The following is a 13,413-nucleotide window of genomic DNA, read 5'->3' as shown; positions in this document are numbered from 1 at the left end:
TCCCTACTCCCCTTTCCCTTAGCTTCATTATTGAAGACACTGGACTCGGTATTGCACCAGAGGAGATTAATAATCTATTTATTGCCTTTGGACAAACAGAAAGCGGACGAAAATCTCAGGAAGGAACGGGATTAGGTTTAGCAATTAGTCAAAAATTTATCCAACTGATGGGGGGAGATATTAAAGTTAGCAGTGTTTTAGACAAGGGAACGATATTTAGGTTTGATATTCCAGTCGATCCTCCTGAAGCAATGGCTCTTCAGATACCTCAAGAAACTCGCAAGATAATTGGATTGGCACAAAATCAACCAAACTATCGTATTTTGGTGGTTGAGGATTGTCTGGAGAACCGTCTTTTGTTAGTCAAGCTTCTGACATCAGTTGGTTTCTCTGTAGCCGAAGCTAAAAATGGATTGGAAGCGGTTGAACTTTGTTCTAGTTACTCTCCTCACCTGATCTTAATGGATATGCAGATGCCTGTGATGAGTGGGTATGAAGCTACACAACGGATTAAGGAGCATTTCCAAGGTTCAACTACGGCAATTATTGCTCTGACTGCTAGTGCTTTTGAAGAGGAGCGAATTCATATTTTGTCAGCGGGTTGCGATGATTTTATGCGGAAACCATTCCGGGAGGAAATCCTTTGGGAAAAAATTGCTGGACTTTTAGGAGTGCGTTATATCTATGAAGAGTCTGAGGTTAAAGATTATCGGGCATCCCACCTTTCCTACGAGGAAATTCATGGTCAGTTAATTAATGAAAACAGATGGGATGATAGATGGGATGACAGGCGAGATGACAGGCGGGACAACTATCCTACGGAATCTCTCGATTTTTACTTATCTAGAATGCCAAAGGAGTGGGTGGAAAAGCTAAATCGAGCAGCGTTTAAATGCTCTGATCGGGAAATTATTTGGTTGTGCGAGCAAGTTCCCGCTACCCATGCTCCGCTAGCCAAGATCTTAAGGGATTGGGCAGATAACTTTCTTTTCGATCAAGTCATTGACTTAATCCAACAGGTACGGGTTACCGCATGAATCGCTATCAATTTGAGACTCTGAAGGCAAATATTCTGATTGTTGATGATACACCATTCAACCTACGCCTATTATCAAAACTCTTAACGGATCAGGGATATGATGTGGGTAAAGCACTCAATGGTTCACTCGCTCTGAAATCGGCGCAAGCTGAACCACCAGATCTGATTTTACTAGATATTAGTATGCCGGAAATGGATGGCTATGAGGTCTGCGAACGGCTCAAATCTGATCCCCAAACTTCTCAAATTCCTGTAATATTTTTGAGCGCTCTTGATGAGGTATTTAATAAGGTTAAGGCTTTCTCTGTCGGTGGGGTAGACTATATTACTAAACCATTTCAACCTGAAGAAGTTATCGCTCGCGTCCAAACTCATCTGAATATTCAAGCCCTGCAAAATGCCCTAAGAAAAGAGCAGGAAAAGTCGGAACGGTTGTTACTGAATATTTTACCGGAATCTATTGTTCAAGAGCTAAAAGAGAAGCAAATTGCTACTCCTAAGCAATATGAAGAAGCATCATTTTTGTTTTGCGATATAGTCAGTTTTTCCCCTAATACTAGCCCAATGCCTCCGGGAGATGTTGTAAGTTTATTGAATGAAATTTTTTCTATTTTTGACGAACTCGCCCACCACCACGGTGTTGAGAAAATTAGAACTATCGGTGATGCTTATTTTATCGCTAGCGGACTGCCATTAGTCCGCCCAGATCATGCTGAAGCGATGGCTGATATGGCACTGGATATGCAAACTGCGATCGCACAATTCTATTGGCCCACTGGGGAACCCCTCCGTTTGCGCATCGGGATTAATACCGGAGGACCAGTGGTAGCAGCGGTAATTGGTACTAAGAAATTCGCTTATGATGTCTGGGGAGATACGGTTAATATTGCCTGTCGGATGGAGAATCACGGATTACCAGGCAGGATTCAAGTGACAGAAGCTACTTACGAACGATTGAAGTATAATTATGAGTTGGAAGAACGAGGTGCGATCGCGGTTAAGGGTAAGGGCGAAATGATTACTTATTGGTTGATCGGGAAAAAGTAAAGTCAAAAGTCAAAAGGAAAAGGAGTTAGTTATAATGTTTCCTTCAATGCGACATCCTCATCGTCACGTTTGGGATTTTTGGTACTATTTTGACTCAGAAAGTAAGCTTTTTCATGTTTTCTATCTTAATGCTGATCAAATCTTAGTTTCTGCTGATAAGCATCATTTTGCGGCTTGTGTCGGACATGGGACTACTTCTGATTTTATCAGAATGGAATGGGGAGATGATGAAGATTATAGTGTCCTAACATCCTCTAAAGAACATTGGGCAAATACATCTATCTGGAGTGGTGATATTATTAAAGTTAGTAACGGATTTCTGTTGTTTTACACTTCAAGGAATAGGGAACAAGATGATGGAATGACCCAAAATATTGGCATTGCATACTCTGAAAGTTTATCTACATCTTGTTGGAAACTATCCCCAACTCGAATTCAGCCTGGATATTCTTATTTACCTAAAAATTCACTAGGAGATCTCTCCACTCATGCTTGGCGAGATCCATTTCTATTTAGAGAAAATAATCAAATCTACATGCTCCTTTCAGCCAAATCAATTGACGATCCGATCGGGAGAAATGGAGTTATAGGATGTTTACGGCTAAAAGACAATAATTTTGGAGAATGGGAATATTTAGAGCCTATTGCCAAACCATGTTGCTATTCAGAAATGGAAGTCCCACAACTATACAAAGATCCTCAAGGAAATTACGAGCTTGTCTTCTCATCATGGGCAAGAAATGATTTTTCTGCTATGACAAGAAAAGCAGGTGGATTCCAGGGTTTAACAGCCTCAAATCTGAATGATTTCAGCAATAAGAAACCCCATGTCCTCATGGCAGAAAAATCGGGACTTTATGCTTGTCGCATTATTCCAGAAATGGATGGGGAGATTGTGGGGTTTGACATCCAAGATGGTGGTATTCGTAGAAGTGGTGTTAAAACAAACTTCCAGCATGTAGATCGTAACTTTACAGATTTTACCTTTGAAATGTGAGACAAGTATTACAACCACCTTACTAACATAATTAATGATGGCAACCAAACCATTGGAATGCCAAAAATCAAGCCCCATTTTGTCTAATTTTTTTGATTACTTTTAAAATGATCGATACTACTCCAGCGTCTACTTTTATAATTAACGACCGCGCCTTAAATCATAAATCACTTTTTCCAAATACCATTCTTCTGGTTTGCCAGGATAATGGCATAGTAAAAAATGCTAGCGCCGCGATCTCCTAAGCGATACCTCATGGATCTAACTTCCTTGCTTTCCCAGAAGAATTTGGGTTTGAAGCAAGTTATTAGGACAATAAACAAACAAAATACAATATTGATGGGACATGGCAACTCGTCATCTGTACCAATACTGGATAACCATGCCGCAACTTCCTCATGAGGAATGCCGTACCCGGTTTCAAGATCGCATTGAAGTCGTTCGCGATCGCACGCTATATTATACGGAATCAACCTCTGCTAAATCGATTCTCCTTGTAGATTATAGTAACTAAGGAAATTTACCTACCTAAGACAATTAATCCAATGGCTAAAGCACCACCGCCAATGGTATAGTAAAAAATACTAGCGCCGCGATCTCCTAGGCGATACTCACCAGAAAACCCGCTAGAAAACCCGCCAGTGGTTAAAACCACTGTCTAATAGCTAAAGTCAGTTAAAACTGACTAAAATTCTTGATTAATAGTCGGTTTCAACCGACTTAAGCCATTAGACAGAGAATTTATTCTCTGGCGGGTGATTATCTAGTGGTTTATTCTCTGGCGGGTGATTATGATGAGACTCGGCTCTCAATTGGTACTAATCTGATTTTGTAGAGACTTGAGGGCTGCTTCTATCTCTACATCTTTTTGCTTAATTTTTGCCTGATGATTCATACATTGCGCCTCAATCTCTACTGACTTGAGACTGGAAATACGCCACCCCATCACAGCGGCAAAAGAAACACCCATCTCTAGATTCAAGAGAAATATAGTGAGATTAAGTACTTGACTTGTCGCTGACTTCGTGTTGCTCGTACCGATTGGTGGGGTGATTCCTGCTAAAAAGACTGCTGCCAATATAAATATGGGTGTCAGGAGAAATTGGGTGAGAAGAGATTTTTTCATTGCTGTAACCTCCTTGAGAAGGAGAATGTCTGTGTGGTAGAGATAACCCTAATGTGAATCTCTGTTTTGATATCGCTAGTATTGATAAAAATTTCGCAGCAGGGCGGATTTTCTTTACAAAACTTTACCTTGAGCGGTTTGTAGTCGGCGATTTATCGCTGGTTTAGGCGCTGAAGCGCCTACTACGAACCCCGCGCTCCCTACTCCAGAAAATATTTTTGAGAATTCTGCGAAAAACTTGGGAGTTGGGGTGATAACTAAATGAAGGATAGGAGTCACGCCACCATCACCCGTTAGCTTATGAATGAGTTAAACCCGCAAATGCGCAATCTTTACTCAATGCCACAGCAGCCCAACCCAGATGAGCTATTCCGTCAGCTTGTCTGCCAAACCTGTCGGTATCCCCGTAAGAGTCTCGAGCGGCGTAAAGGATTAAATAAGCTGATTCAAGCCATTATTAAATCTGACAGACTCTGGCGAGAGAATACACCATATTATGAGGACGCTTTACAACAAACTTGGCTCTATCTATGTCGAAATCTCTGCGAAGCTGATACGGCAAAAGAAAAGTATAATCCGGAGAGAAGTCGTGTGACAACTTGGTTAGATCGATATCTGAGGAGAAGGTTGCAAGATTTTGAGATCTCAGAGTGGGAGAGGAACAAGATCGAAATATCTCTACCAATAGCAGATTCAGAGAATCAAAATGATCCGATAGATAATTTACCTGCTCCTTCTGATATTCCCAACATGTTAGACGTAATTCGAGATTGGGCTGAGACTGATTCTGATGGAGAATTAAGGAATATTCATATTAAAGGACGTTCGGAGTTAACTTGTCAACTTTTAATTCTCCGTCGCTTACCGCCGGAGACTGATTGGAAATCTCTATCGGAGGAATTTAATTGTTCAATTTCCACCCTGGCGAATTTTTACCAGCGACAATGTTTGCCTCGTTTGCGAAGATTTGGCGAATCTCAGGGATATCTATAAGGAGGATAGTTTATGGGATGCTTCGGGAGTTTAGCGAAGTTCGATTTTAAACCCATAGACGCGCAGCGGCTTCTCGTCAGAGTAGGGCGCAAAGGGCGCAAAGTTTGAGCGATAATTATCTAGTGAGTCGAGATAGAAGCTAATTATGAAATATACCAACATTTTCACTTCCATGCCGATTACCCAGAATGCGATTGAGACTGCTAAGAAATTTGCAGCCCAACAACCCAATCCTCAAAAGGCAGAGCAAGTTTATCTAAACACTCTGGCAGTATTAGCGGTAAATGATTATTTGCAACTGATGGAGATTGAAACAAATTTAGCCCAAAGTGATAGCTGGAATCCAGTTGTTCGTCTTTGTGCGGATATTGCCGATCTCGATTTAAAGGGATTGGGAAAATTAGAATGTCGTCCGGTAATGGCATCTTGTCCTCAAGTAAGTAATAAGATAGAAATTAAATCTTATTTGGGGGTATTTACTCCATGTACTGCCACACCTATTTGCAGTATTCCTCCAGAAGTGTGGGCAGAGCGGATTGGTTATGTTGTGGTGGAAATTGATGAGAACAAAAAAGAAGCTGCGTTATTGGGATTTGCCAAAACTGCTGGGGCAGGTGAGTTATATCTAGATCGGTTACAATCGGTAGATGCTTTATTAGAAGAGATTGAAAGGTTGACTCAACCGAAAGTAAATTTGAGCCAGTGGTTTGAGGATATTTTTGAAACTGGTTGGCAATCACTTGACGATCTAATTAGGTATCAAGTTAACCCGAAACTGCAATTCCGGAATGGATCGTTCAGAAAGGGAGGAGTTGCTGTTAAGCTATTTGCAGATCCCGATATCGTGCGAGCCAAACTTATAGATTTGGGAATGCAATTGGGAAATAAACATGTTGCACTGATTATGGCACTTACTCAAGAAAATGATGGCAAAATTAATATTTTGTCGCAAGTTCATCCAGCAGGAGGCGATCGCTATTTGCCGTCTAATCTTAATTTTGTGTTACTTTCAGAATCTGGTGAAACTCTTCAGGAGGTTGAATCAAAAGGTATGGATTTGTGGATGCAACTGAGGCCATTTCGGGTTCCATCGGAAACTAATTTTAGTCTGAAAGTGGAGTTAGATGATATTAGTATTACGGAGGCATTTACAATCTGATATGCCCATAAAACGTATTCTCTCCTTCTGCACAATCTGATATACCCATAAAACGTAGAACAGGCGTCTCGCCTGTGTTCTCAACTGCCGCAGGCGAGACGCCCGCTCTACGGATGATTTTTGATATAAAACTTAATGGGAATTGAATAAATAACATGGTATATTCAATAACAAATGTTAAGTGACGGTGCATCTCAAATCATAAATGTTTCAAGATACCCGCAGATGGGTTGTGTACGCTTCTCATTTCCATGTTGACTTACAGATGAAATGCACCATACAGCTATGATTAAATTAGTTGTTTTAAGTCTTAATTCCGGGAATTTAATAGATGGATTTCCTAATGTTACAGCAAGGTTAGGAAAACCAGGAAATCTCTATATGCAATTCCTTGGGCATTTACCTCCAGCACCAGAAATTCCGCAACTCCTCAGAAACTGGCGGTTGCTTTATGAGGCACTTTACCAATATGGTAACCAATCTGGTATTCGTTCTGGTATCGAAATTGTAGAATCTGGTATTACTAATATTTCCGAGGGGGAATTTAGCGATATTTGCGAAGGATTAGAAACTGCCATTAATACTTGGTTGAATACAGAAGGGTTTCGCAAGATTGACTTGCAACTGAGAACTCAATTAAAACCATCGGAACAAGTGCGAGTTATTGTTGAAAGCGATGACTCTCAAGTATGGAAATTACCCTGGCATCTTTGGCAGTTTTTTCAAGATTATCGCCACGCGGAGATTGCCTTAAGTACTCCGGAATATCCATCTCCCATTTTCCACCTTCGGGAAACGGTAAAATCTAAAGTAAAAATTCTGGCAATTTTAGGGAATAGTGCGGGTATTGATGTTGAAAAAGATCAGAATTTACTCCGAAAGTTACCAAATGTTGAACTAACATGGTTGGTTGAACCAAATCGACAGCAACTTAATGACCAACTTTGGCAAGAAGGTTGGGATATTTTATTTTTTGCAGGACATAGTTCCAGTGGCTCGGATGCTACTAATGGTAGAATCTATATTAATCAGCATTCTCAAAATAATAGCTTGACTATTAGTGAATTAGAATTAGCTCTGAGTCACGCTGTTCATAAAGGATTGAAATTAGCAATTTTTAATTCCTGTGATGGGTTAGGCTTGGCGCGAGATTTAGCAGTCGCAAAGATTCCATTACCGCCAATGATTGTGATGCGGGAACCTGTGGCGGATAGAGTTGCTCAAGAGTTTTTGAAGTATTTTTTAGGGGCGTATGCTTCTGGCAAACCGTTTGCTCTTGGTAAACCGTTTCATATTGCAGTCAGACAAGCAAGAGAACAATTAAAAGGGATTGAGGATGAATTTCCTAGTGCGAGTTGGTTACCTATTATTTGTCAGCATCCAGCAGTTATTCCGCTAACTTGGGCAGAATTGGGGGGGAAGTATCCCGATAGGCGTAAAACCAACCTGATAGCCTTAATCCTTAAGTTTACGGCACTTTTCTTAGTTGGGTTAATTAGCAGTTACCTGTCATTCGGATTTAAAATTGCGCCTTTTGTGAATGAGTTTGGATTAAAAAGTCATCATAATGGTCAATTATTGATGGCTCAACAATACTATCATTTAGCTGCCTTCCTCGACTGGAATTATCCTCAACCTTATTATAACTTAGGGTGGCTGTGCGATGAGAGTCTAAACGATTCAAAATGCGCCATTCAAAGTTTCAAACAAGCTGCAATTCGTGGACTTCCTGATGCTTACGCTGAACTTGCCCGCTTGGAAATGAAACAAAATAATACAGAAGCAGTACTGAAATATACTTCGGAATGTTTAAACCATACCCAATACAATGGTGTTAAAGCAGCTTGTTTGAAAAATCGGGGTTGGGCGCGATTTAAACAGGAGCGATTTGATGAAGCAGAAGTAGATTTACGCAGTGCCATTGCCCTGTCAGAAAATAGCCCTCATTCTTATTGCTTATTAGCCCAGATTTTGGAAAGGAAAGGGAACAAAGAAGAATCATTAGCTGTCTGGAAAAATACGCTGCGCTACTCTAAATATAATGTGCCAGAAGAAGATGAATGTATAGGTTTTGCTCGGCAATATTTACAAGCGAAAGGAAATACACAGTGAAAGGTAGGATAGGCTTAATAATAAAATACATTAACCGCCAGGGAATAAATTCCCTGTCTAATAGCATAAGTCCGTTAAAACGGACTAAAATGCCTGATGTGGTGACAAAATCTTCATCTAAAATGCTTGTCAAGAGTCGGTTTCAACCGACTTTAGCTATTAGACAGAGAATTTATTCTCTGGCGGTTGTTAGACGAATAACAGCATTCGCAATCACTATTTTTTTAGTCATTATTAACAGCAATTCTCCAGTATCAGGAATTGGAATAAAAGGAGAAAATCTCCCCCAACCCATCGCCAACGGACAAATTATCCAGACAACTGGTGATGTGGGGATTCAGCGAAATGGACATACTATTCACCCCAAAATAGGCACAATAATTTATCCCGGAGATAAGCTATTAACCGCTAACGAATCGCAAATTATTGTTCAATGTGCGAACTTATCTACCCAATCAATATCCGCTGGTAAAAATCAAGCAAATACCTGTCCCTCGGAAACTGAAGAAACTTGCACTCCCGGAACATATAAATGTCCTCATCGCGGTGAAATTACCTGGAAAAGTAACATTCCCTATATTATTAGTCCCCGTCGTACAGCAATTCTTAACGATAAACCTATCCTCCGTTGGAATCCTGTACCGGGGGCAAAAGTTTATACGGTAAATGTAGAAGGTAAAGGTGTGAAATGGACAACTAAAGTTGGCGATACTCAAATTATTTACCCTGGGGAACCACCTCTTAAACCAGATACTCCCTATTTGCTTACAGTGGAAGCAGATACGGGTGTTTCTTCTTTGGATGAACCTGTTAGTGTTGGCGGCATTAATTTTACCTTACTTGAGGCACAAAAAGCACAAGAGATTCGCACTCAATCGGCACAAATTGCCCAACAATCTTGGAATGAGGAAGCTAAGGCGATTGCTGTGGCAAATCTCTATAGTAAAAATAGCTTAAATGGAGAAGCAATCGCAACCTTAGAATCCAGCGGCATTCACACTGCACCCATTTATCGACAAATCGGCCATCGCTATTTCTATTACTTAGCACTTATTCCCCAGGCAAAGGAGTATTACACTAAGGCAATTACAATAGCAGATTCTGAGGATATTGAGGAACAAACTCAAATCCAATATAGTTTGGGAAAAGTGGAAGTAGCCCTGGGAAATAAAGATGAAGCTGTGAGATGGTTTACTTTGGCACTGAAGGGATATCAAATGTTAGGTTATTCGGAACAAATTGATGAAGTGGAAAGGCAGTTGAGGGGGGTAAATAGTGATGGGAAGTAATGAAATTTATTTTAATTTATATCTTGCATTAATGGCGATAATCCGCCAGAGAATTAATTCTCTGGCTCACAGCTAAAGTCAGTTAAAACTGACTGAAATCCTGATTATTAGATTGCGTAGGGTGCGTTACGCTACGCTAACGCACCTGACAATTGCCTCTTATTGAAACTGGTGCAAGATCTGAATTTTAAGGGAGGCAGAGCCTCCCAACCATCGTTCCCAGGTTCAACCTGGGAACGAGAATACCGAGGCTCCGCCTCTTATTGAAACTGGTGCAAGATCTGAATTTTAACTGACTTTAGCTATAAGACAGAGAATTTATTCTCTGTCGGTATCAATAGACTACCCAGGATAACTATAAATGTTCAACCCAAAAAATACAGTATTATCCATCACATTATTTAGCATTTGTGGAATATCAACTCTACTCCCATCTCAAATCACTAATGCCCAACCCATTACCCCAGCAAATGATGGTACGGGCACTATTATTAATCAAAATAGCAATAACTTCAATATCACGGGCGGCACATTATCCAGCGATGGAGCAAATCTATTCCACAGTTTACAGGAATTTGGCTTAGATTCAGGGCAAATTGCTAATTTTCTCTCCTCTCCGCAGATTCAGAATATCTTAGGGCGAGTAACTGGGGGTTCCCCCTCACTAATTAATGGATTAATTCAGGTAAGTGGCGGTAACTCTAACTTATATTTAATGAATCCTGCTGGAATTATCTTTGGTGCAAATGCCAGTTTAAATGTACCTGCTGCTTTTACTGCTACCACTGCTACAGGTATTGGTTTCAACGATAATAATTGGTTTAATGCTTTTGGTGCAAATAACTACCAGAATATTATCGGGAATCCCAATACTTTTGCCTTTGACTTAGCCCAACCGGGAATTATCATCAATGCTGGTAATTTAGCTGTCACAGCAGGACAAAATTTAACCTTACTGGGCGGTACTGTTATTAATACTGGACAACTAAATGCGCCCGGTGGCACAATTACTGTTGCTGCTGTACCAGGTTCTAATTTAGTGCGGATTAGTCAACCGGGAAACTTGCTGAGTTTAGAAATAGAAGCACCCAGAGATAATTCCGGTAATCCACTAGCTGTTACTCCTTTAGATTTGCCCACTCTTTTGACAGGAAAAGCACAGAGTATCGAAACCGGATTGACAGTTTCTCCAGAAGGTACTGTCCAGATAAATGGATCTAATTTTAGCGTACAACAAGGAGATATAATAGCGCGAAATATCACGGGAAAAACGGCAACCCTATTTGCTGCTAATAATTTGACATTAGTCGAAAGTCAGTTACTTACTACAGGAGATCTAAATCTGTTCGCCAAAGATACTATTTTAATTCGAGATAGTGTAGCAAATCCTTTTGTAGCTAGCGCTGGTGGCAATCTTTATATTCAAGGCAATAATGGCATTGACATTTTAGCGATGAATCATCCAAGCCCTGCTTTTGCGAGTGGTGGAAATCTCAGTTTAGTCAGCGATGGCACGATTTCTGGAGATGCTCATTTTGCCAGTGGGGGAAGTTTTTCAATTCTTAATTTATTAGGAAATCCCGGTAATTTTATGAGTCTCTACGATCCTATAGTTAGTGCTAATGGAGATGTTATTTTTCGCGATTACATGGGTGCGGCGCTTAAAATAGAGGCTAAAGGTAGTATTATTGTTAGAGATATTACAATTACGAGTCCAGCTTCTCCTAACTCTATTCCTGCTACAGATCCACATTATAATATTTTAACAACTAGTCCAGCGCTGATTTTACAAGCAGGCAAAACAACTCTCGATAATAGACCTAATTTTCCTCCCATTCAAGTTACACCTCCAAATTTTATTCCAAGTATTTATGTAGGACGTATCAATACTAGCACGATAATTAATGGTAAAAATAGTGGTGCTATTATTTTAGAAGCACCGGGTAACATTACTGCTATTCAGATGTTTTCAGGTGCGGAGCTTATGATACAAGGGGATGCTGGCGATATCACAATTAAAGCGGGAGGTGACATTGAGATTTATCTTGATGTCATGTCATTCACTGGTGATGGCAAGGGTGGTAATATCACAATTGAAGCTGGAGGACAATTTTACGCCGATGATATCTATTCGATTGGCTCTTTGGGGAGTGGAGATATTAAAATAACTACTGGTGGAAGCCTTAACAACCAGCGGGCTTTAGATGGTACTGTAGGTAACATTTTTTCTTGCTCCGGCACTATCGGTTCCGGAGGTGTTGGATGTTCTGGTGGCACTGGTAATGGTGGTAATATTATAATTCAAGCTGGTGGTGATATTATTACAAAAATTCTTTCCTCTCAAGGTGGTTCTTCGTCGAATTCTATCGGTGGTACTATCGATTTAATCGCTAATGGTGATATTACCAGTAGTGACATTAATTCACAAGGACAGCTAAGAGGTGGAGATGTTAATATTAAGAGTAGCATCGGGAATATTGCTATTATCACTCGTATCATTTCATCTGCCGAGAATGGTGATGGAGGTTCGATATTTTTCAATGCCGCAGGTAATATCACCACAGGTAATTTAGATTCCCATGGGAAGGAAGATGGTGGCTCGGTTACCCTCATCAGTGGTAGTATTATCGATACTACTGCTGGAATTATTAACGCCACAGGTGGTAACAATGGCGGTGATGTTACTCTGAGTGCTTTTAGCGATATTAATACAGGTACAATTGGTATTTTCTTCAACAGTGGGTTTAACAGAGATAGCGGTAATATTAACATCACCAGCACCAACGGTAACATTAATACCAGCACTGGTGCATTAATTACCGCATCTGCCCTAGGTATTGGCGGCGATATTACAGTCAATGCCGCCAATACAATTACCGCAGGGCAAATTAACGCCTTTTCCTTTACCAATAACGGCGGCAAAATCAACCTAATCGCCAATAATAATATTGGCATCCTGGGCAATATCGATACCAATCAAAACAACATTATCTTTGATGCACCTGTCACCCTAGGCAGTAATGTCGCCTTCACCACTTCCGGTACAGGCAATATTATCTTTAATAACACCGTTAACGGCAATTACAATCTTGCCCTCACTACTCCCACCGCACAATTTAACGATATCGTCGGTAGCGCAATCCCACTGAATAACTTACTCATCCAAGGTAACACAACCACCACTAACCCAACTGGGATAGATATCGCAACCGTCAATAATATCGAAACAAACAACATCACCTCACCCGGTGGAATTACCCTCACCAGTAATAGTCGAAATATCAATACCGGAATTCTCAATACATCTACATTTAGTAATGGTGGCAATATAAATCTCAAAGCACCTGGCAACATCACCGTAAGTCAAATCAATAGCCAAAGTCTCGGTAACGGTATCGGCGGCAACGTTAATATTACCACAGGGAATTTCTTCCAAGCCACCGACACCTTTAACGATAAAAATAATATAAACGCCAGTATCTCCACAGCCGGAGTAACAGACGGCGGCTCAATTATTATCCAACATGGCGGCGGCGGAATAACTCCCTTTATTGTCGGAGATTCTGATATCAACGGTACAGAAGGTGCTATTACCAGAGGAAACGATAATCCCGTGCGGAGTATTCAGCCAACTCAAGAATATCTATATAC

General features: G+C 40.5%; 12 protein-coding genes. 9 read left to right on the top strand and 3 right to left on the bottom strand.

The features are described 5' to 3' along the window. From NJ959_RS16375 to NJ959_RS16365, 3 genes are all read left to right on the top strand, one after another. Positions 1–1,037, top strand: a 1,037-nt coding sequence (locus NJ959_RS16375) for an ATP-binding response regulator (RefSeq protein WP_254012809.1), incomplete at its 5' end; no start/stop codon positions are given. Next, the gene (locus tag NJ959_RS16370; RefSeq protein WP_254012808.1) at positions 1,034–2,086 is read left to right on the top strand and encodes an adenylate/guanylate cyclase domain-containing protein; all 1,053 of its coding nucleotides are present in this window, start codon (positions 1,034–1,036) and stop codon (positions 2,084–2,086) included. The genes NJ959_RS16375 and NJ959_RS16370, both read left to right, overlap by 4 nt. 34 nt (positions 2,087–2,120) lie before the next feature. Next, on the top strand, positions 2,121–3,083 hold the full coding sequence (locus tag NJ959_RS16365) for a glycoside hydrolase family protein (protein ID WP_254012807.1): 963 nt from the start codon (positions 2,121–2,123) through the stop codon (positions 3,081–3,083). Between the two features lie 167 nt (positions 3,084–3,250). On the opposite strand, the gene NJ959_RS31040 is transcribed toward NJ959_RS16365, so the two are convergent. Then, complete coding sequence (locus tag NJ959_RS31040) at positions 3,251–3,490, bottom strand: hypothetical protein (RefSeq protein ID WP_507237489.1); 240 nt, start codon at positions 3,488–3,490, stop codon at positions 3,251–3,253. Between NJ959_RS31040 and NJ959_RS16360 the strand changes: the two genes are divergently transcribed. Then, on the top strand, positions 3,430–3,597 hold the full coding sequence (locus NJ959_RS16360) for a hypothetical protein (RefSeq protein WP_254012806.1): 168 nt from the start codon (positions 3,430–3,432) through the stop codon (positions 3,595–3,597). The genes NJ959_RS31040 and NJ959_RS16360 overlap by 61 nt on opposite strands. A gap of 6 nt (positions 3,598–3,603) precedes the next feature. Here NJ959_RS16360 and NJ959_RS30205 read toward each other — a convergent pair whose 3' ends face one another. Beyond that, the gene (locus tag NJ959_RS30205) at positions 3,604–3,738 is read right to left on the bottom strand and encodes a hypothetical protein (RefSeq protein WP_256529287.1); all 135 of its coding nucleotides are present in this window, start codon (positions 3,736–3,738) and stop codon (positions 3,604–3,606) included. A 153-nt stretch (positions 3,739–3,891) separates the two neighbouring features. Continuing rightward, positions 3,892–4,209, bottom strand: coding sequence for a hypothetical protein (locus NJ959_RS16355; RefSeq protein WP_254012805.1), 318 nt, complete (start codon positions 4,207–4,209; stop codon positions 3,892–3,894). Between the two features lie 339 nt (positions 4,210–4,548). Here NJ959_RS16355 and NJ959_RS16350 point away from each other — a divergent pair, with 339 nt between their 5' ends. The 5 genes from NJ959_RS16350 to NJ959_RS16330 form a co-directional block, all read left to right on the top strand. Next, the gene (locus tag NJ959_RS16350) at positions 4,549–5,202 is read left to right on the top strand and encodes a sigma-70 family RNA polymerase sigma factor (protein WP_254012804.1); all 654 of its coding nucleotides are present in this window, start codon (positions 4,549–4,551) and stop codon (positions 5,200–5,202) included. Between the two features lie 145 nt (positions 5,203–5,347). Then, positions 5,348–6,361 carry a DUF1822 family protein gene (locus NJ959_RS16345; protein WP_254012803.1) on the top strand — a complete coding sequence of 338 codons (1,014 nt, stop codon included), beginning with the start codon at positions 5,348–5,350 and terminating at the stop codon, positions 6,359–6,361. A 285-nt stretch (positions 6,362–6,646) separates the two neighbouring features. Then, positions 6,647–8,473 carry a CHAT domain-containing tetratricopeptide repeat protein gene (locus tag NJ959_RS16340; protein ID WP_254012802.1) on the top strand — a complete coding sequence of 609 codons (1,827 nt, stop codon included), beginning with the start codon at positions 6,647–6,649 and terminating at the stop codon, positions 8,471–8,473. Beyond that, positions 8,470–9,762 (top strand): hypothetical protein, encoded by a 1,293-nt coding sequence (locus NJ959_RS16335; protein WP_254012801.1) that lies wholly within the window; start codon positions 8,470–8,472, stop codon positions 9,760–9,762. The genes NJ959_RS16340 and NJ959_RS16335 overlap by 4 nt, the downstream gene beginning before the upstream one ends. A gap of 361 nt (positions 9,763–10,123) precedes the next feature. After that, positions 10,124–13,413: two-partner secretion domain-containing protein (locus NJ959_RS16330; protein WP_254012800.1), on the top strand; the 3,290-nt coding region annotated here is incomplete at its 3' end.

The organism is Limnofasciculus baicalensis BBK-W-15, from assembly GCF_024178385.1.
In the GTDB taxonomy this organism is placed as follows: Bacteria; Cyanobacteriota; Cyanobacteriia; order Cyanobacteriales; family Coleofasciculaceae; genus Limnofasciculus; species Limnofasciculus baicalensis.
The sequence above is the reverse complement of the archived record's forward strand: the minus strand, read 5'-3'. Positions and strand labels throughout refer to the sequence as shown.